General features: G+C 71.6%; 19 protein-coding genes. 11 read left to right on the forward strand and 8 right to left on the reverse strand.

The window, feature by feature from the left end:
- Positions 1-81: 81 nt before the first annotated feature.
- Together WN71_RS21340 and WN71_RS21345 are read right to left on the reverse strand one after the other, a co-directional pair.
- Positions 82-1,128 (reverse strand): ketoacyl-ACP synthase III family protein, encoded by a 1,047-nt coding sequence (locus WN71_RS21340; RefSeq protein ID WP_046589121.1) that lies wholly within the window; start codon positions 1,126-1,128, stop codon positions 82-84.
- Positions 1,129-1,342: 214 nt separating this feature from the next.
- A complete protein-coding gene (locus WN71_RS21345) occupies positions 1,343-1,894 on the reverse strand; it encodes a TetR/AcrR family transcriptional regulator (RefSeq protein WP_079178001.1) in 552 nt (183 codons plus the stop codon).
- Between the two features lie 220 nt (positions 1,895-2,114).
- On the opposite strand from WN71_RS21345, the gene WN71_RS21350 reads away from it, so the two are divergent.
- The 6 genes from WN71_RS21350 to WN71_RS21375 all read left to right on the forward strand — a co-directional run bounded on the left by WN71_RS21350 (position 2,115) and on the right by WN71_RS21375 (position 6,714).
- Positions 2,115-2,606 carry an ester cyclase gene (locus WN71_RS21350; protein ID WP_046589116.1) on the forward strand — a complete coding sequence of 164 codons (492 nt, stop codon included), beginning with the start codon at positions 2,115-2,117 and terminating at the stop codon, positions 2,604-2,606.
- A 32-nt stretch (positions 2,607-2,638) separates the two neighbouring features.
- Positions 2,639-4,075: an MFS transporter gene (locus tag WN71_RS21355; protein ID WP_046589114.1), complete on the forward strand. Its 1,437-nt coding sequence runs from the start codon at positions 2,639-2,641 to the stop codon at positions 4,073-4,075.
- 267 nt (positions 4,076-4,342) lie between these two features.
- The gene (locus WN71_RS21360; protein WP_052743126.1) at positions 4,343-4,807 is read left to right on the forward strand and encodes an ester cyclase; all 465 of its coding nucleotides are present in this window, start codon (positions 4,343-4,345) and stop codon (positions 4,805-4,807) included.
- A gap of 86 nt (positions 4,808-4,893) precedes the next feature.
- Entirely contained in the window at positions 4,894-5,640 is a 747-nt protein-coding gene (gene fabG / locus WN71_RS21365) for a 3-oxoacyl-[acyl-carrier-protein] reductase (protein WP_046589112.1), read from the forward strand.
- A 2-nt stretch (positions 5,641-5,642) separates the two neighbouring features.
- The gene (locus WN71_RS21370) at positions 5,643-6,428 is read left to right on the forward strand and encodes a 4'-phosphopantetheinyl transferase family protein (protein WP_052743125.1); all 786 of its coding nucleotides are present in this window, start codon (positions 5,643-5,645) and stop codon (positions 6,426-6,428) included.
- Positions 6,391-6,714 carry a hypothetical protein gene (locus WN71_RS21375; RefSeq protein WP_046589110.1) on the forward strand — a complete coding sequence of 108 codons (324 nt, stop codon included), beginning with the start codon at positions 6,391-6,393 and terminating at the stop codon, positions 6,712-6,714. Before WN71_RS21370 ends, WN71_RS21375 begins: the two co-directional genes overlap by 38 nt.
- On the opposite strand, the gene WN71_RS21380 is transcribed toward WN71_RS21375, so the two are convergent.
- The 6 genes from WN71_RS21380 to WN71_RS21405 all read right to left on the reverse strand — a co-directional run bounded on the left by WN71_RS21380 (position 6,649) and on the right by WN71_RS21405 (position 12,326).
- A complete protein-coding gene (locus WN71_RS21380; protein ID WP_052743124.1) occupies positions 6,649-7,263 on the reverse strand; it encodes an RNA polymerase sigma factor in 615 nt (204 codons plus the stop codon). The genes WN71_RS21375 and WN71_RS21380 overlap by 66 nt on opposite strands.
- A gap of 98 nt (positions 7,264-7,361) precedes the next feature.
- Positions 7,362-8,504: a beta-ketoacyl synthase N-terminal-like domain-containing protein gene (locus WN71_RS21385; protein WP_052743123.1), complete on the reverse strand. Its 1,143-nt coding sequence runs from the start codon at positions 8,502-8,504 to the stop codon at positions 7,362-7,364.
- On the reverse strand, positions 8,501-9,724 hold the full coding sequence (locus tag WN71_RS21390) for a beta-ketoacyl-[acyl-carrier-protein] synthase family protein (RefSeq protein WP_046589108.1): 1,224 nt from the start codon (positions 9,722-9,724) through the stop codon (positions 8,501-8,503). Before WN71_RS21390 ends, WN71_RS21385 begins: the two co-directional genes overlap by 4 nt.
- Positions 9,717-9,995 carry an acyl carrier protein gene (locus WN71_RS21395; RefSeq protein ID WP_046589106.1) on the reverse strand — a complete coding sequence of 93 codons (279 nt, stop codon included), beginning with the start codon at positions 9,993-9,995 and terminating at the stop codon, positions 9,717-9,719. Before WN71_RS21395 ends, WN71_RS21390 begins: the two co-directional genes overlap by 8 nt.
- Positions 9,996-10,158: 163 nt before the next feature.
- A complete protein-coding gene (locus tag WN71_RS21400) occupies positions 10,159-11,442 on the reverse strand; it encodes an NAD(P)/FAD-dependent oxidoreductase (RefSeq protein WP_046589104.1) in 1,284 nt (427 codons plus the stop codon).
- The gene (locus WN71_RS21405) at positions 11,439-12,326 is read right to left on the reverse strand and encodes an alpha/beta fold hydrolase (protein ID WP_052743122.1); all 888 of its coding nucleotides are present in this window, start codon (positions 12,324-12,326) and stop codon (positions 11,439-11,441) included. The genes WN71_RS21400 and WN71_RS21405 overlap by 4 nt, the downstream gene beginning before the upstream one ends.
- Before the next feature lie 387 nt (positions 12,327-12,713).
- Between WN71_RS21405 and WN71_RS21410 the strand changes: the two genes are divergently transcribed.
- The 5 genes from WN71_RS21410 to WN71_RS21430 all read left to right on the forward strand — a co-directional run bounded on the left by WN71_RS21410 (position 12,714) and on the right by WN71_RS21430 (position 17,261).
- The gene (locus WN71_RS21410) at positions 12,714-13,514 is read left to right on the forward strand and encodes an AfsR/SARP family transcriptional regulator (protein WP_046589101.1); all 801 of its coding nucleotides are present in this window, start codon (positions 12,714-12,716) and stop codon (positions 13,512-13,514) included.
- Positions 13,515-13,584: 70 nt separating this feature from the next.
- Positions 13,585-14,205 (forward strand): TetR/AcrR family transcriptional regulator, encoded by a 621-nt coding sequence (locus WN71_RS21415; RefSeq protein ID WP_052743120.1) that lies wholly within the window; start codon positions 13,585-13,587, stop codon positions 14,203-14,205.
- 300 nt (positions 14,206-14,505) lie between these two features.
- The gene (locus tag WN71_RS21420) at positions 14,506-15,501 is read left to right on the forward strand and encodes a ketoacyl-ACP synthase III family protein (protein ID WP_240529712.1); all 996 of its coding nucleotides are present in this window, start codon (positions 14,506-14,508) and stop codon (positions 15,499-15,501) included.
- Between the two features lie 68 nt (positions 15,502-15,569).
- Positions 15,570-16,214 carry a LysR substrate-binding domain-containing protein gene (locus WN71_RS21425; RefSeq protein WP_046589098.1) on the forward strand — a complete coding sequence of 215 codons (645 nt, stop codon included), beginning with the start codon at positions 15,570-15,572 and terminating at the stop codon, positions 16,212-16,214.
- A gap of 153 nt (positions 16,215-16,367) precedes the next feature.
- Positions 16,368-17,261 carry a glycosyltransferase family 2 protein gene (locus tag WN71_RS21430; protein WP_052743119.1) on the forward strand — a complete coding sequence of 298 codons (894 nt, stop codon included), beginning with the start codon at positions 16,368-16,370 and terminating at the stop codon, positions 17,259-17,261.
- The last annotated feature ends 98 nt before the right edge of the window (positions 17,262-17,359 follow it).

The raw sequence follows: 17,359 nt of genomic DNA on the forward strand, positions 1-17,359 counted from the left end.
CGTGCTGCGCCTCGGTCGCCTTCGCACCGGGGCCCGCCAGGGCCTGCGCACGGATCTCCCGGAGTTCCGCCGTACGGTGCGTCATCGCCTCGCCCCTCGCCGCTCGCCCGGCTTCTGGACCACGAGGCACGACCAGGTGAATCCGCCGCCGCCCGTGAGGACGAGGGCGAACTCGCCGGGTTCCAGAAGGTTTTCCCGGTCGATGTCCGCGAGGTTGGCCACGACGTCGCCACAGCCCAGGTGGCCGGTGCGGCTGCCGAAGTGCCGGGGCGCCGCCCGGAGCAGCTGCCGTACGACCGGCAAATACATCAACTCCAGCACCTTGGGCCCCAGTCGGGGCAGCGCGACGCACCGTATCCGCGGATCGTCGGGCGCCAGGCCGCTTTCCTGGAGGGCTCGCAGCAGTACGTCGCGTACGGCCTCGGGTCCGGTCTTGGCGAACCGGTCCATGCCGCCCGCCTCGAGGAAGGCGCGCTTCGTGCGGCGGATGTCGATGGGGCGGCTGTGGGCGAGCGGCGCGGGGCTGAAGGCGTCGTCGCCCCGGTACATGGACTCCATCTCCGGCGCGGCACGCACGGCGTGCGCGACGAGCCGGAGGCCGTGGCCTGACCGGTCGAGGACGGCCGCGGTGGCGCCGTCCCCGTAGGCGACCTGGTAGTCACCTCGCCAGCGGTCGAAACCCTGTGAGGCGAAGCGGTCCGCCGTGGTGACCAGCGCGGTGCCGAGCGAAGGATCGGCGCAGAGCTGCACCGCGGCGGTGTGCAGGGCCATGGCGCCGGCGTGGCACATCTGCTGGACACCGAACGGGACGGCCGCGGTCGCGCCGAGGTTGTCGGCCACGTAGTGGGCCGGGGACCAGAAGTCGTGCCCCTGGTGATAGATCCAGCCGTGCAGCAGAAGGCCGATGTCGGCGGCCTCGACTCCGGTCTGGGACAAGGCCTTTCGTCCGGCCAGCACAGCCATGTCGGGGGCCGACGTGTCGTGCGAGACAGGGACCTCGACCACCCCGGCGGAGGCCGGGTCGTCCGGATCGAGGAGGCCGTCGGCCACCAGGGCGTACGCGCTCTCGGTCGTCTCCGGCAGCCATGTCACCGCCGCCCTGATCGTCAGGCCGTCGCTGAAGCGCATCTCCGGCTCCTGTCCTGGGCATCGCCCGTCGACGAGGCCGGCCCTCGTGGGCCGACGCATCAGGACAGAACCCCGGGCAGGCGGGGGAGATACAGCTGCCGATACGGCTACCGGGGCGGAGCGGGCGTGGCCCGGTCCCCGGGGAGACGGAAACGGTCGCGGCCGGGTGTACGCACGCCGACGCGGCGCGGATCTGTGCGGGCGGCCGGTGGCGTCAGCGTGACCAGTTCTCGACGGGCAGCGCCACGACGCAGGCCTTGGCCCAGGGCTCGTCAAGGCTCCAGAGGTCCATGGCGGCCATGTCGTTCAGCATCATGCCCAGGGACAAGAACTGTTTGACCGTGACGTCGTCCGCGCCCGAATTTTCCTGCACGACATGCCACATTCGACCGAAACCATTTTGTACGGCGGTCCGGATCTTCGGCTCTTCACAGGCGGCGAAACCGTGCAGCTGAATAAGGAGGAACGTTCGGTTGTCGCGCACCAGATTCCGGTACCGGTTACCCATCGAGACCAGCGCGTCCACGCCGCTCAACCCGTCGCTGGCTTGCTGGAACGTGTCGACGATCTTCTCGAAGGAGTCATCGAGGACGGAGATGAACAGACCCCTCTTGGTGCCGAACAACCGGAATACGTACGGCTGGCTGATCTCTGCCTTTCGGGCAATTGTCTCAACCGAAGTCCCGTAGTAGCCGGTGCGCGCAAATTCCTCGGCGGAGATGCGCAGGATTTGGGCTCGGCGATCATCGGCCGTCATTCGTTCCATGTTCACATGTAACCACGCATGCCCCCCGCGCAGTACCCGCCGGGGGCCTTTCAGGGCCGCTTGACTGAGTAGTGACTAACTACTACCTTGAGGTCGTGGCCGCCCCCTGGGTGTGCCGAGGAACGCCGCCTGGGGTCCGAGTCCCCCGCAGGGCCCCAGGCGGTTCGCTCACCCCTCGATCTCCCTTTTTCCGAGTGCGAACCGTAGAGAGGTGTCATCCATGACCGGATCCGCCCAGACCGCACCCAGCGCGACCACCACCACGGACGCGGCGCAGGCCCGCGCCCTGTGGGCCAAGTGGAACGCCCTGTGGAACGGCGAAATCGACCTGTCCCGAGCCGACGAGGTGATCGCGGACAGGTTCACCGTTCACGGCACGAGCCTGGCGGGGCGCATGAAGACGGCCGCCATCGACGAGATCCGCGACCGGGACGGACTCGTCTCGTGGATCGCCCGCACCCGTGCCGCCCTCGAGGAACTGCACTTCACCGACGAGCCCGGCCCCATCGTCGAGGGTGATCTCGTCGCGGGCCGCTACCGCGCCACGGCCGTGCACCGGGGCGGGACCCCCGGCGCCACCGCCCCGATCGGCACGCCGACCGAGCACGTCGGGATGAACATCCTCCGCATCGAGGACGGCCGGTTCACCGAGTACTGGACCGTCGCCGACACCCTCGGCCTGCTCACCCAGCTGGGCCTCATCACTTCCTGACCAGCCGTCACCGTCCTTCTGGAAGGTCTCCCATGACCACGCAACCCGTGACCGGACGCCCGGCCGCCCAGCCCGCGGGTGAGAACGCGCGCCGGGACAGGCGCCGCGCCCTCGCCGCCGGCACGATCTCCGCGGGCATCCTCATCTCGACCCTCGACCTGACCATCGTCAACGTCGCCTTCCCCGCCATCGGCGCGGACTTCAAGGGTGCGTCCGTCGCCGATCTGTCCTGGATCCTCAACGGGTACGCCATCGTCTTCGCGGCCCTGCTCATCCCCGCCGGCCGGTTCGCCGACCGGTTCGGCATGAAGAACGTCTTCCTGGCCGGCCTGGCCGTCTTCACCCTCGCGTCCGGACTCTGCGCCGCCTCGGGCTCGGTGGACGCGCTCAACGCGGCGCGCGTTCTGCAGGCCGTCGGTGCCGCGGCGCTCGGCCCCACGTCGATGGGCCTGCTCATGGTGACCTACGGACCCGATCAGCGGGCCAAGGCCATGCGGGTCTGGGCCACCGCCGCTGGTGTCGCGGCCGCCTCGGGCCCCTTGGTCGGCGGCGTGCTGGTCAACGTCGACTGGCCCTGGATCTTCCTGGTCAACCTGCCGGTCGGCGTCGTCGCGCTGATCGTCGGTGCCAAGGTGCTCGCTCCCGGCCGGGCCGCGGGCGACAAGAAGCCCGCCATGCCCGACCTGCTGGGCTCCGCCCTGCTCGCCGCCGCCATCGGCCTCCTCTCACTGGGCATCGTCAAGGCCCCCGACTGGGGCTGGGGTTCGGGCCGGGTACTGGGCTCGCTCGCCGGGGCCGTGGTGCTGGTCGTGCTGCTGCTGGTCCGCTCCGCCCGGCACACCAGCCCGGTGGTCGACCTCGCGCTGCTGCGGATCCGTGACTTCTCCATCGCGAACATCGCGTCCGCCCTCTACTACATGAGCTTCGCGGCGACCGTGCTCTCGGTCTCCCTGTGGTGCCAGGACATCTGGGGCTGGTCGGCGCTGGCCACCGGTCTGGCGATGGCCCCGGGCAACCTGATGTTGCCCTTCCTCTCGGTGCTCTCCGGCAAGCTCGTGGCCAGGATCGGACAGGTGCTGTCGATCGTGTTCGGATCGACGGTGATCGCACTGGGCGCGGCCTGGTGGGCGCTCGCCGTAGGCGTCCACGCCAACTACGTGGTGGCCATGCTCCCCGGCGTGCTGCTCACCCGTATCGGCATGGGGCTCTCCCTCGCCCCGCTGATGGGTGCCAGCACCCGCGACCTCCCGCCGGCCTCGGTGGCGACCGGTTCCGGGCTCAACAACATGGTGCGCCAGGTCGGCTTCGTGCTCGGCGTCTCGATCCTGGTGGTGCTCATCGGCAGCCCCGGCGGCCCGGACGCGGCCCTGACCGCGTTCCGCCACGGCTGGTGGTTCACCGCGGCGGCCTCGGCGGCCACGGCCCTGACGGCGCTGGCACTGCGCTCCGACCGCCCCCGGAACACCTAGTCGGGTCTCCGCCGGCACCGGCGCGGTGCCCGGCGAAACCAGTTGTCGCCCAGCGGGAGGCCGGGTGGCGCGGCCTCTGTGGTCGCCGCCACCCGGCCTCGTCGTCTTCGGGCGGCGGCACGGTGTATCCGGGACCCTTCGCGCCGCTCTGTACGGATGCACGAACGCACGGATGCACGGATGCACGGATACGAACGCACGGATGCCGGCTCCGCACACGCCGGATGCCGGCTGCACGGACGACCACAACGCGCCCTGGGAGCACGCATGACGGACACCCTGACCGCCGAGGACCTCCGCCCGCAGGCGGTCCTGTGGGAGAAGTGGATGGAGCTCTGGAACGGCAACCGGGACCGGGCCGAGGAGATCCTCGCCGACGAACTGACGGTCCACATACCGCAGTACGGGATGCCCGACCCCGCCGCCCTGCGTACCCCGCGCCAGTTCACCGCCTGGATCGAGGCGTTCCGATCCTCGTACCCGGACGCCCGGATCAGGACCGCGCTCGGCCCCTTCGTGGACGGTGACCATGTCGTCGCCCGATGGATCTTCGAGGGCACCTGGCAGTCGGGCCGCCCCGCCGGAGTCACGGCGGCACCGGGCACCCCGATCACGCTGCGCGGGGCCGACGTGCTGCGGCTGGACGAGCGGGGACGCATCGCCGAGTACTGGCTCTCGGACGACCTGATGGACGTCTACGTGCGCCTCGGCGCCCCGCTTCCCACGCCGTGACCCCCGCGTCCCACGCCGTGACCCCCGCGTCCTGGTCCGTGACCCCCGAACCGCCCGGACGACCCGCTCGCGAAGGAGCCCTCACCATGCACGACGGTCAACGAGGCCATGTCATCGTCACCGGAGGATCGCGCGGTATCGGCCGCGCGATCGCCGTACAACTCGCCGCGGAGGGATACGACATCACCTTCTGCGGCCGGAGCGCCTCCGCCGCGTCGGAGGAGACCGCCGAACTGGTCCGCGCGCAGGGAGCCCGCTGTTTCCACCAGGCCTGCGACGTGGCCGACGGACAGGCCGTGGACACCTTCGTGAAGCGGGCGGAGAGCGAACTCGGGCCGGTGTACGCCCTGGTGAACTCGGCCGGCATCGTCAAGGACAACCATCTGGTGATGATGTCGGTCGAGGACTGGACGTCGGTGATCGACACCAACCTCACCGGCACGTTCAACTTCTGCCGCACGGTCGGGTTCGGCATGCTCAAGCGCCGTACCGGAGTGATCGTCAACGTGTCCTCGGTGGCCGGCGTCTACGGGCACGCGACGCAGGCCAACTACGCCGCCTCGAAAGGCGGAGTGAACAGCCTGAGCCGGACCCTCGCCAAGGAACTGGCCCGGTACGGCATCCGTGTGAACGTCGTGGCACCCGGCTTCATCGAGACGGACATGACCGGTGAACTCGGCGACAAGGCGCGCAAGGAAGCCCTCGCCGCCGTGCCGCTGCGGCGCTTCGGTACCGCCCGGGAAGTCGCGGACCTCACCGCGTTCCTCCTCTCCGACAAGGCCTCCTACATCACCGGCCAGGTCCTCCAGATCGACGGGGGCGTGGCTCTGTGAGCATGCCGCGCCCGCCGGCCGGTCCGGACGAGCTGCACCTCTGGTGGCTCGACGTACCGCCGCCGGGTGCGGCCACGCGGAGCGCCGCCCGGCTGCTCGACGCCGGGCAGCAGGCGCGGGCGGCGCGGCTGCGCAGACCCCTGCACCGGCACCGCAAGGTGATGGCGCACGCGGGTCTGCGCGTCCTGCTCGCGGGCTACACGGGCAGAGATCCGGCGGAGCTGACGATGCGGCGCGCGGCGTGCCCGGCCTGCGGCGGACCGCACGGCCGCCCCCGTACACCGGCCGCTCCGGGCCTCGAGTACTCGATGGCCCACTCGGGCGACGGCGTCCTCTACGCCTTCGCGAACCGGCCCGTGGGCGTGGATCTGGAGACGTCGTCGGTCAGGCCCCGGACCGTGCGCGCTGTCTCCCGATGGCTCTCCGCCGACGAGCGGACACTGCTCGAAGGGCTTCCCGAGGCAGCGGTGCCCGCCGCGTTCGCCCGCTGCTGGGTGCGCAAGGAGGCGTATCTCAAAGGGATCGGGACGGGGCTCGCGCACGGCGTCGACGTGAGTCCGGACCGGAACTTCGGCGCCTGGCGGCTGATCGGCCTCGACCCGCCCGAGGGATACGTCGCCGCGGCGGCCCTGCCCGGCCCACCGGAGGCGGAGGTCCGGGTGTTCAGCGGGACACTGCCTTCGGCACGGATGGCGGAGCTTGCGGATCTTGCGGATCTTGCCGAGCGGACCGAGACCGCGGGAGGTGGGGATGGCGCAGCACGGATCCGGGCGACACGAACCCGATGACGAGGAAGTCCTGCTGGATGACGAGGAAGCCCTGCTGAACGAGGTGCGCGCCGTCGTGGGCGCGCCGCCGTACGCACTGGTGCGAGCCGTGGCGGCCTGGCCGCTGCCGCTGCCGCTGCCGCTGCCGCTGCCGCTGCCGCTGCCTCCGCCGGCCGACGCCGCGGCGGGCGTGGTGGGCGTGGTGGGCGGCCCGGCATCGGACCGGGCGGACGACGGCCCGTCACATCGCGGTGGCGGGCGCGTTCTCGCTCTCGACGATCCGCAGCTGCTCGGCGAGGCGCCGTAGCGCGCGTCCGCGCAGCGGGCCCACGGAGCCGCGGGCGATGCCCAGGCGCCGGCTCACCTCGTCGTATCCCGGCGCGGGGTCGGCGCTGAGCAGCGCGAGCAGCCGCTGGTCCCGGTCCGGCAGCCTGGACAGGGCGGTGAGGACCTCGGCGCCGCGCTCGCGCACCAGGATGCCCTCCTCGGGACCGGATCCCGTCGTCGTGGGCCGGTCGAGGGTTCCGCCGTCGCCCACGGGCACGTAACGCCGGGAGCGCTCGTACTGCTTGAGGCTCTCGCGCCGGGCGCAGGTCGTCAGCCAGGCCGGGAACCGCTCGGGTGTGTGCAACCGGGTCAGGCTCCGGTACACCCGCAGCCAGGTCACCTGGAAGACCTCCTCGCAGTCGGCGTCGGAGAGCCGGTGCGAGCGGGCCACCGTCCACACCACCGGTCCGTACCGTGCCACCAGCGCCGACCAGGCCTCCTGGGACCCGGACAGGCACAGGGCGATCAGCTCGCCGGGGCTCTGGGCCCGGGCGGCGGTTTCCGCGGGATGGGTCCGCGTCGCAGACATGGCTTCCTTCCGGCCGTTTCGCGGGGATGGTCGAAGGGCCGGGGAGCGGGCATCGACGATGCTCCCCGGCCCTCGCTTTCGGGTGGCGGTGCTCCGCGTCAGCCGGCGAGGGAGCCGGCGTCGAGGACGACGCAGCCGACCTGGCCGTCCCTGGACACCGCTGTCACGACCGCGGTCCGCGCGGAGCCCGCGCCCTCCCGCTGCCACAGCCCGAGCAGCCCCGCGATCTGCAGGACCCCGCCGGCGCTGCAGCACTCGCCGACCGATTCCTTGACCCGTACGACCTGATCGGGCAGGCGCCCGCCGAGTGCCGTGCGCAGGGCGCGCTCCTCGACACGGTCCAGGCCGACATGACCCGTGGAGCCCAGTGAGGCCGAGGTGATCCCGGCGGGTGCGGTGCCACTGCGTTCCAGAGCCGAGCCGATCACCGAGGCGAGGCCCTGGGCCAGGCCGCCTCGGCCTGCGTAGCCCGTCTCGCAGGCCAGCACCCGGGCGAGCACGCGGCGCCCGGCGGCGTGTGCCGCCTTCTCGGGCTCGACGACCAGGACGGCCGCGCCCTCGCCCACCGCGGCGTCCGCGGTCAGCGAACCCGACTGGTGCCAGCCCCACGCGCTCTGCGCGCAGAACTCCTCGACCCCGCCGACCAGCAGACGGTCCGCGTGTCCCTGACGCAGGGCGTTGCGGGCGTAGCGCAGCACCTGCACACCGGCCAGGTGGCCGCCGGCCAGTGTGGCGTTGACGCCCTTGAGGCCGTGCCGGATGGCGATCTGGCCGGCCGCGCAGTTCATCACCGTGTTGGGGAACAGGCTCGGGTTCACCAGATAGGGGCGTTCCTGGCGCAGGGTCTCCAAGGAGTACTCGCTGGAACTGCGGATGCTTCCGGTGCTGGTGCCGAGGACCACGCCGGTGCTGCCGCCGCCCACCGGAGCGGGCAGCGAGTCCAGGGCCAGCCGGCAGGCCACGAGGGCGAGTTTGGTCGTGCGGTCCAGGTGCCGGGTGCCCTTTCGGCCGATCAGTTCGGCGACCTTCAGGTCGGGCACCGCGCGGACCGGACGCGGAGGCAGGGTCTCGTCCTCCTGCACGGGCGGCTCGGCATGTCCGGGCAGGCCGGCCGCCACGGCGCGGCCGAGCGCCTCGAGTCCGAGGCCGGCCGGGGTCACCGCGCCCACGGCGGTGATCGCGAGCGGCGACACGGCCGCCGCGGTGTGGATCGCCGGAGCTTCGGCGGTGACGGTGCTCATGCGACCCTCCCGAGAACGGTGATGGCGTTGTTGCCGCCGAAGGCGAAGCCGTGGTTCTGCACGACCTCGGGCCGGGCGGGCCGGGCGGTTCCGGGTACCGGGTCGACGCCGGGGCCGAGCCCCGGGTCGATGTCCTCGACGCCCGCCGTGGGCGGCAGGAACCCCTCGTACAGCGCCTGGCAGCAGATCAGCGCGCCGAACCCGCTGGCCGCGCCCATGGTGTGGCCGATCATCGACTTGATGGAGCTGATCGGCGGGATGCGGTCGCCGAACACCTCGCGGGCGGCGGCCACCTCGGTCGCGTCGTTGGTGCGGGTGCCGGTGCCGTGGGCGCAGATGTAGTCGATCTGCTCGGGTGTCACGCCGGCGCTGCGGTGGGCCGCCCTGATGCAGGCGGCGATGCTGGTCGGGTCCGGGTGCACCATGTGCTCGGCGTCGCAGTTGACGCTGTAGCCGAGCACCTCGGCGTAGATCCGGGCCCCGCGGGCGACGGCGCGGTCGTACGGCTCCAGGAGCAGGGCGACCCCGCCCTCCGCGGTGAGGATGCCGGAGCGGTTCGCGTCGAAGGGGCGGCAGACCTCCTCGGCCAGCGCCCCGAGCCGGTAGAACCCGGCGTGCGCCCAGCGGTTCACCGAGTCGGCGCCTCCGGCGAGCATGTAGTCGGCCTCTCCGCCCGCGACCATGTCGTAGGCGTAGCCGAGCGCGTAGTTGCTCGCCGAGCAGGCGGTGGCCAGCGTCAAGGCCTCGCCGTTCAGGCCGAGTTCGCTGTTGACGGCGGCCGCGATCCGCCCGGCCGGGACGGCTGCCACCCGCCCGGCGTCCAGGGACTTCAGACCGTCGCTCGCCCACTGGGCGACGAGCTGCTCGATGACGGCCGACTCGCCGCTCGTGGTGCCCATGACCGAGCCCGCGCGGGACCCGGCCAGGTCGTTCTCCTGGAGACCGGCGTCCGCGACCGCGAGCCGGGCGGCCGACGCCGCGAACTGGCTGCTGCGTCCCCACCGTCCGGGCTCGATGCGGCGCAGCCACTCCGCGGGGTCGAAGTCGTGGACCTCGCCGGCGTGGACGTGCGGGAAGCCGGTGGTGTCGAAGGAGGCGATGGGAGAGGTGGAACGGAGGCCCTCCCGGATCGAGGCGGTGAACTCGGCCGCGCCGATGCCGGCGCTGCTCACCGCTCCGAGGCCGGTGACCACCACGCGGCGGGTGCCGGACTCAGGCATGCTCACCGCTCCCGAGGTTGCGGACGACGACGGCGCGCACGCCGTCGAGGTTGCTCATCTCGGTCAGGTCGTCCTGCGGGATCGTGACGCCGAGGTCCTTCTCGATGCGGGCCAGGATCTCGATGGCGAGCAGCGAGTCCGCGTCGTGGTCGTCGATGAAGCTGCTGGTGTCGGTCAGTTCGTCCGCCTCCAGCTCCAGGACCTCGATGATGATCTCCCGCAGCTGAGCGTCCTGCTCGGGGGTGAGGGCGGTGGTGGTGTCGGTGCTCATGGGAGGGACCTTTCCGGTGGGTTGCTGCCAGGGACGAGTCGAGTCGGAGGGGCGGCGGTCATGAGCCGGTGTGCCAGGGGCGCGGGTGACGGTCATGAGCCGGTGTGCCAGGGGTGCGCGGGTGACGTCATCAGCCGGTCGGCGAGGCGTGCGCGGCTGACGGTCATGAGCCGGTGTGCAAGGGGCGTGCGGGCGGCCCGGCCACGCCGCGATGGCGGACGTTGACGGCCGAGGCCTTCGCCAGCGCCACCGGGTTGAGGAAGCGCAGCGGGCCGATCAGCCGGGATGCGAACAGATGCATGTGCCGGGCCATCGACTCGTCGCGGGCCGCCGCCGAGAACATCAGCCGTTCGAAGGGGTTGAACGGCCGGGCCTTGGCGTAGTCGGCGGCCAGATGCTGATGTCCGCGCAGGCCACGCCGGTGCCGACGCGCGTACGCCATCAGCGACTTGTCGAGGTCGCCCCGGCCGGTCGCGGCGGCGGCGACCGCCTCGGCCAGCCACTGCGCGGACTGCAGGGCCCAGCCGCAGCCGACGCCCCACAGGGGATCGCCGGTGATGGCCGCGTCGCCGATGAACGCCACGCCCGGCGCGGTCGGCTTCCGGCTGTGCAGCGGGTAGTTGACGGTACCGGTGATCTTCGTGATGCGCTCGGCGGAGTCGATGGGCGGCGCTTCGGGAAGGCTCCGGACGAACTCGAGGAAGCTGCCTTCCAGGTCCTCCCGGAAGTCCGGCAGCCGCTTCTTGTCCGGGATCACCGCGACGACCGTCACCCCGTCGTCGTTCGGCATCGCGTACGCCATGTCGGGTTCGAGGAACCACGAGTGGGTGATCCCGTCCCGCAGTGGGAGATCGCGGAAGTGCGCGAAGTAGCTGAACCGCTCGTTCGCGTGCTGCCGCGCCGGCACTCCCGCGAACTTCGCCACCGAGGAGTCCTTGCCGTCGGCTCCGACCACGAGGCGGGCCCGTATCTCGCGCTCGCCCTCGGGTGCCGACACGCGGACGCCCACGGTCCGCCCGCCCTCCTGCAGCACTCCGGTCACGTTGTGGCCGAGGAGCAGGTCGACGCCCGGGGTCTGCGCCGCGTGGGAGCGGATCATCGGATCGAAGGTGCTGCGCCGGACGTTGTACGCGTACGGCAGCTCCGGGCCCGCGGGCGCGGCCTTCGGCTCGATCCATCCCCAGCGGGTGTACCAGCGCGCCTCGTTGCGGACCGCACCGGCCTTCTCCAGAGCGGGGACGAGTCCCAGCTCGTCGAGCACGGGGTAGGCGCACGGCTGCAGATAGTGGGTGCAGAGCACCTTGTACGCCGAGGGGTCCGAGCGTCGTTCCAGCAGTGCGACGCGGACACCGCGGCGGGCGAGCAGGACCGCCGCCGCGCTGCCGGCCACGCTTGCCCCGCTGATGACGACGTCGTAGTCGTACGCGTCGCTGTCGAGCCTGGTCATGCTTTGGTCGCCTCCTTGGAGGTGTGGTGCGGTTCGTCGGAGTGGTGCAGGCCCACCGTCGTCAGGAAGGCGAGGATCTGCTCGGCCACCTGGTCCGGCTGCTGCATCTGGCAGAAGTGACTGAGGCCCGGATCCTGATGGACCCTCACATCGGGCAGGGAGCACCTGAGTTCGTCGACCGCCGCGGCCGGCGCGGACGGGTCGTGGGTCCCGCTGACGATCAGGACGGGAGCCTCGACGAGAGCCAGCGGGAGGTGCGGAGTGCGACTGAGCGTCGCGTAGAAGTGCAGGAAGCCGTGGGGTTCGACCCGTTCGCGGACCTTGCCGATCATCGATTCCACGATGTCCGGGGGGACCCTGGTGCCCCGCGGGCCCAGCTGGGCGCGCAGGCCGTCGGCGAGCACGCCCCGGAACCGGTCGACGGCCTCGCCGAAGAACCGTGGATCGACGGGTACGTCGTGCGGCCGGTAGACCGGCGCCACCAGGGCGGTGGGGATGGCCGAGAACCGCGTGCGCCGGGTGAGCAGTTCGAGCTGCGTGGTGGCGCCGAACGAGTGGGCCACGATCGCGTCGGGGCGTACGGGCAGGAGTTCAAGAGCGCGTTCGAGCCAGGTGGACGAGGTGCCCGCGTCCGTCCAGCGGTGGCGCGAGCCGCCGCGCCAGGGCAGATCCAGGGCGAACAGCCGGAGTCCGGCCGGCAGTCGGCGGGTGAGCGGCCGCCAGCTCTCCCAGCTCTCCTCGAAGCCGTGGACGAGGACGAGGACCGGCCCTTGCGGGGCGTGTGCGGGGCTCTCCCACACGCGCAGCGGTTCGCCGTCGACCTCCTGGCCGACGATCTGCCGCCACGGGGCACCGTGCAGTGCCTGTCGGTCTGCCAGCAACACTTGTGTCACCTCTCGACTCACCTCGTGGACGCGATCCGGCTGACCGGCCCTGGACGGCCGACCGGATGCCGAGACAGTAGGCACCCGGCCGCCGCGCGGCGGAGGCCGTTCTCGTGGGGTGCGAGGCGTTCTGGAGCCGGAGGGCAGACGGGCTTCAGACGTGGTGCAGACGCCGTCCGTACCGGCTCCGCACCGGCGACAGCGAGAGGGACTGCGGGTACGACGCAAATGTCTTTGACAGAGCTTGACGTATTGCCACTAAACCGGCTCCGACCTGGCCGGTTCTGACGGGATGTGGCCGACGTCAAGTAGTTTGGCGTTGACAAACCGACGGACGGATTTTTATCGTCAGTGACGAGTGACTAACGACTAACTGGGGGTAAGTCGATGGAGATCTCGGTACTGGGTTCGTTCGCCGTTCACATAAATGGCACGAATGTCACGCCGACCGCGGTGAAGCAGGCCAAATTGCTCGCCTTGCTGGCCATGAACCGGGGCACGACCGTTTCGGTCATGGAAGGCATCCAGGAGCTCTGGGACGGGAACGCGCCCCGCAGCGCGGGTGCCGCGATTCACACGTACATCCGGAAGTTGCGGGAGCTCATCGGGACCGCGCAGCCGGGCCTCGATCCCAAGAAGGTCATCTGTACCCGTCCCGGCGGCTACCTGCTCGATCTCGACGCGGGCTCGGTGGACTGCGAGGAGTTCGAGCGCCTGGCCGAGCGTGGGCACCGTGCCGTCGCCGCGGGCGACGACACGCTCGCCGCGTCCCGGTTCCGGCAGGCGCTGGCGCTGTGGCGCGGGCCCGCGCTCGCGGATCTGGCGACGGGTCCGTTGCTGGTGATACGGCAGCTGGAGCTCGAGGAGCGGCGCAGGTCCGCGCTCGACCGGTGCATCAGTGCCGAGCTGCGGCTCGGCCGGCACTTCGAACTGCTGGGAGAACTGGTCGCCCACGCGGCCGGCGACCGCACCCACGAGGCGATGCACGCGCAGCTCATGCTGGCGCTCTACCGTGCGGGCCGCCGCGTCCAGGCCCTCGAGGTCTACCGCGAACTGCGTACGGAGCTGTCGGGACGGCTCGGTCTCGAGCCGTCACCCCGGGTCCAGGCGCTCCACCGGGCGATCCTGTCCTCCGACGGGTCGCTCCACCGGGAGGTGGGTGAGCGCGTGCAGGGCCGCACTGCCTGACATCGCCTCGCGTGGGATCGAGGTGCTGTTCGCGAGGAATCCTCCTGGGACGGGGGGAGAGAGGATGCGTATGAGCAAGCAGGAGCGGGCCGAGCGGACGAGGGCCCGCCTCGTGCGGGCCGCGGCGGAGGTCTTCGACGAGCGCGGCCTGGCCGCGGCGAACATCGAGGCCATCAGCCGGCTCGCCGGGGTGTCCAAGGGGGCTCTCTACTTCCACTTCCCCTCCAAGGAGGGCCTGGCGGCCGCCGTCAGAGGGGCGTGCAGCGATCGGTTCAGCGACGCCGCGGCCCACATGCTCGCGACCGGGCGGCCCGCTGTCCAGGTGCTCAGGGAGTTGTCCCTGCTCATGGTGGAGTGGATCGCCCAGGACGTGATCGTGCGGGCCGGTCTGCGTCTGGGGCGGGAGCAGCAGCATGTACGGCCCGCTGCGGCGGAGCCCGCCCGGGACTTCGGCGGTGAGCTGCAGACGGTCGTGAACCAGTGTCTGCAGGTCGCCGCCGAACGCCGGGAGGTGCGCGAGGGTCTCCCGCTGCAGACCTGCGCCTGGCTGGTGGTCGGCCTGCTGCTGATGGTGGAACGCCGCGCTGCGCCCTGGGCCACCCGGGACGACCTGCTGGAGTTCACCGACGAGGCATGGTCCGTGCTCATGCCCTGCATCACCCCGGATCCGGGTGCCCGGTGGGCGGGCTGACCGCGCGTCGCGGAATTCATCCGGAGCGGGCCGCCGGCGAGCCCCGCCGGAGATTTGTCTCGAGCGGGAGAATTCTCGGTTTCGGCCGATAGGTGGTGGCCGAAATCTTTCCGTGGATGCGCGCGCGGCGTATCGGTGTCGAATTGCTTGAAAATTCTCCCTTTTCTGTGAGGCGTATCACGTTCGCCCGGGTGTCCGTGCCCGGGCGATGACGGGCTCTGTTTCACGGAAGTCGCGGCGACGGACACCGACGAAAGGGCGACCTGAATGCGGTTCGGGAAGGAAATCACGATACGGGCGGTGGCCACCTGGCTGCCGCCGGACCGGCAGACCGCGGAGGCCGCCGTGCTCGCCGGGCTGACGACCGACGCCGACGCCGCGGCGGCCGGGGCCCTCGAGGTCCCGGTCTCCGACGGCCCCTCCGGTCCGGAGATGGCGGTGCGCGCGGCCCACCGGGCCCTGGCCGGGGCCGGGGTGACGCCCGAGGAGATCGATCTGGTCATCCACGCCTGGATCCATCACCAGGGCCACGACTTCTGGTCCCCCGCCCATTACGTCGCCGACCAGCTCGGCGCCTCGGACGCCGTCGCCTTCGGCGTCCAGCAGATGTGCCACGCCGGCGCGATGGCCCTGCACACGGCGGCGGTACGGCTGGAGGCGGACCCGTCCGTGCGCAACGCCCTCGTCACCACGGGGGACCGCTTCGCCGCGCCCGGCTTCGACCGGTGGCGCGGCGACTACGACGCGGTGTTCGGGGACGGCGCCACCGCGGCCGTCGTCGGCCGCTCGGGCCCCGGGCTGCGGATCCTGTCGTACGCCCTCGGCTCCGCACCCGAACTGGAGTCCATGTACCGCGGCCGGGACGAGTTCAGTCCGGCGCCGCTCACCCACTCCGTGCCCATCGACGCACGACGCACCAAGAAGGCCTTCCTCGCGGACGGCGGGATGGCCCGGTTCGCGGAGGTCGGGCCCTCGAAGGTGCGCGCCACGCTGCTGACCGCGCTCGCCGAGGCCGGCCTCGCGCCCGACGACCCGCGCATCCGGCTCGCGACCCTCTCGCGCCTCGGTCCCAAGACGCTCGACCTCCTCTACCTGCCGATCCTGCGGGACGTGCTCAAGGCGGAGGTCCTCGATCTCGGTGGCCGCACCGGACACCTCGGTGGCGGCGACGCGATCGCCAACCTCGCGGACGTCCGGGACCGGCGACTGCTCGCGCCCGGGGAGTTCGCCATCGGCTTCAGCGGGGGCGGGGGCTTCACCTGGTCCTGTCTCGTCGTGCAGTGCGTCACCGGCTGAACGTCTCAGGCCGCGGAGGGCCGGGGGAGAGCAGATGACGGATCGCGAGTTCTTCGAGGAGACCTGAGATGCCCAGACCGCCGCGAGCCGCCCTGCCCAGGAGCACCTCTCCCATTCGCTTCGGTGTGCACGGGCCCTCCACTCTGGCCGAGGGCCTCGCCACCGCCCTCGGGTACGGCAAGGAGGAGATCGAGTACGTGCCGTACGACGTCATGGATCCGTTCCGTCCGCTGCGGGACGGCCGCACGGACCTCATGACCGTCGAGTTCGGCCTCCTGGAGCCGGACATCGTGTCGAGCCGGCCCGTGGCCTTCGACGGACGGGCGGTGCTCGTCTCCGCGCACCATCCTCTCGCCCGCCACGACGAGGTGTCGGTCGAGGACATCGCCGCCTACGACGCCTTCGCGTGCCCCGGGGCCTTCCCACCGTACGTCTGGGACAAAATCGTGCCGCCCGTCACTCCGGGCGGCGTCCCGATCCGGCGGGTGCACCCGATGACCACGCTGCGGGCGATGTCCACGGTCCTCACCCGGACGGACTCCGTGCACCTGTCGTTCCAGTCCCTCGACGCGGTCGTGCCGCCCGGGATCCGGGTGGTGCCCGTCCATGATCTGCCGGCCGCGCCGGTCTCCCTCGCCTGGCTTCGTGAGCGCAGGCCGTCGCCCACGGTGGCCGCGTTCATCTTCGACGCCGAACGAAGGATGGAGCCGTGACCCGCCGTACACGTCGGCCGCTTCCCCGTGGCGTCGGGAAAACCGACGTAAAATCGACGCAAACCACATCGGCGTCAGGACACCGGCCGCCCTTGGGGCAACATCTTGGTGAACGACGGGAACGCCGTCGTCGGCCGGATGGGGTGAGGGACGTTGGTGGAACCGAGGATCGCCGTCGCCGTGGTGACCATGGGCAACCGCCCCGCCGAGGTCGACGCGCTGCTCGAGTCCGTCGCCAAACAGGACCTCGCCCCGGCCCGCATCGTCGTCGTGGGCAACGGCTGCGCGCTGCCCGACCTCACCTCGCGGCTCGCCCTGCCCGGTGAGGTCACCGCCATCGACGTCGACGACAACCTCGGCTGTCCGGGCGGCCGCAATGTCGCCCTCAGCCGCCTGCGCGCGTTCGGTGACATCGACCTCGTGGTGGAACTCGACGACGACGGGCTGCTCGTCGACGTCGACGTGCTGCGCCGCGTCCGCGACCTCTTCATGGCCGATCCGCGCCTGGGCATCGTCGGCTTCCGCATCGCCGACGAGCACGGCGAGACCCAGCAGCGGCACGTGCCCCGGATCGGCGGCTCCGACCCGATGCGCGGGGGGTACGTCACCTCGTTCCTCGGCGGCGGCCACGCCCTGCGTCTGGAGATGCTCGCCGAGACCGGCGACTGGCCCGGCGCCTTCTTCTTCGCGCACGAGGAGACCGACCTCGCCTGGCGCGCCGCCGACGCCGGCTGGCGCATCCTCTACGCACCCGAACTGCTCCTCCGGCACCCGAAGACCTCACCGGCGCGGCACGCCATCTACCACCGGGTCACCGCACGCAACCGCGTCTGGCTGGTCCGCCGACGGCTGCCGCTGCCGCTGATCCCCGTCCACCTCGCCGTCTGGACCCTGCTCACGCTCGCGCGCACCCGCTCGTTCGCCGGACTGCGGGCCTGGTTCGGCGGCTTCGTCGAGGGGGTGCGCGAGCCGGCCGGGGAGCGGCGGCCGATGCGCTGGCGGACGGTCTGGCGGCTCACGCGGCTGGGGCGGCCGCCGATCATCTGAGGGCGACGGCTGTCCGAGAAGCGGCGGTCGTCCGAGGGCCGGCCGTCGTCCGGTGGTCGTCCCACGGCCGGCGGTCGTCCGAGGCCGGCCGTGATCCG

The organism is Streptomyces mangrovisoli, assembly GCF_000974985.2.
In the GTDB taxonomy this organism is placed as follows: Bacteria; Actinomycetota; Actinomycetes; order Streptomycetales; family Streptomycetaceae; genus Streptomyces; species Streptomyces mangrovisoli.

Bases quoted from the DNA above. Each gene is read 5' to 3' on its own strand.
- WN71_RS21380 (WP_052743124.1), bottom strand. From the start codon at position 7,263: ATGTCTGCGACGCGGACCCATCCCGCGGAAACCGCCGCCCGGGCCCAG.
- WN71_RS21415 (WP_052743120.1), top strand. From the start codon at position 13,585: ATGAGCAAGCAGGAGCGGGCCGAGCGGACGAGGGCCCGCCTCGTGCGG.
- WN71_RS21395 (WP_046589106.1), bottom strand. From the start codon at position 9,995: ATGAGCACCGACACCACCACCGCCCTCACCCCCGAGCAGGACGCTCAG.
- WN71_RS21410 (WP_046589101.1), top strand. From the start codon at position 12,714: ATGGAGATCTCGGTACTGGGTTCGTTCGCCGTTCACATAAATGGCACG.
- WN71_RS21345 (WP_079178001.1), bottom strand. From the start codon at position 1,894: ATGGAACGAATGACGGCCGATGATCGCCGAGCCCAAATCCTGCGCATC.
- WN71_RS21350 (WP_046589116.1), top strand. From the start codon at position 2,115: ATGACCGGATCCGCCCAGACCGCACCCAGCGCGACCACCACCACGGAC.
- WN71_RS21385 (WP_052743123.1), bottom strand. From the start codon at position 8,504: ATGAGCACCGTCACCGCCGAAGCTCCGGCGATCCACACCGCGGCGGCC.
- WN71_RS21390 (WP_046589108.1), bottom strand. From the start codon at position 9,724: ATGCCTGAGTCCGGCACCCGCCGCGTGGTGGTCACCGGCCTCGGAGCG.
- WN71_RS21360 (WP_052743126.1), top strand. From the start codon at position 4,343: ATGACGGACACCCTGACCGCCGAGGACCTCCGCCCGCAGGCGGTCCTG.
- WN71_RS21400 (WP_046589104.1), bottom strand. From the start codon at position 11,442: ATGACCAGGCTCGACAGCGACGCGTACGACTACGACGTCGTCATCAGC.
- WN71_RS21425 (WP_046589098.1), top strand. From the start codon at position 15,570: ATGCCCAGACCGCCGCGAGCCGCCCTGCCCAGGAGCACCTCTCCCATT.
- fabG (WP_046589112.1), top strand. From the start codon at position 4,894: ATGCACGACGGTCAACGAGGCCATGTCATCGTCACCGGAGGATCGCGC.
- WN71_RS21375 (WP_046589110.1), top strand. From the start codon at position 6,391: ATGGCGCAGCACGGATCCGGGCGACACGAACCCGATGACGAGGAAGTC.
- WN71_RS21370 (WP_052743125.1), top strand. From the start codon at position 5,643: ATGCCGCGCCCGCCGGCCGGTCCGGACGAGCTGCACCTCTGGTGGCTC.
- WN71_RS21355 (WP_046589114.1), top strand. From the start codon at position 2,639: ATGACCACGCAACCCGTGACCGGACGCCCGGCCGCCCAGCCCGCGGGT.
- WN71_RS21340 (WP_046589121.1), bottom strand. From the start codon at position 1,128: ATGCGCTTCAGCGACGGCCTGACGATCAGGGCGGCGGTGACATGGCTG.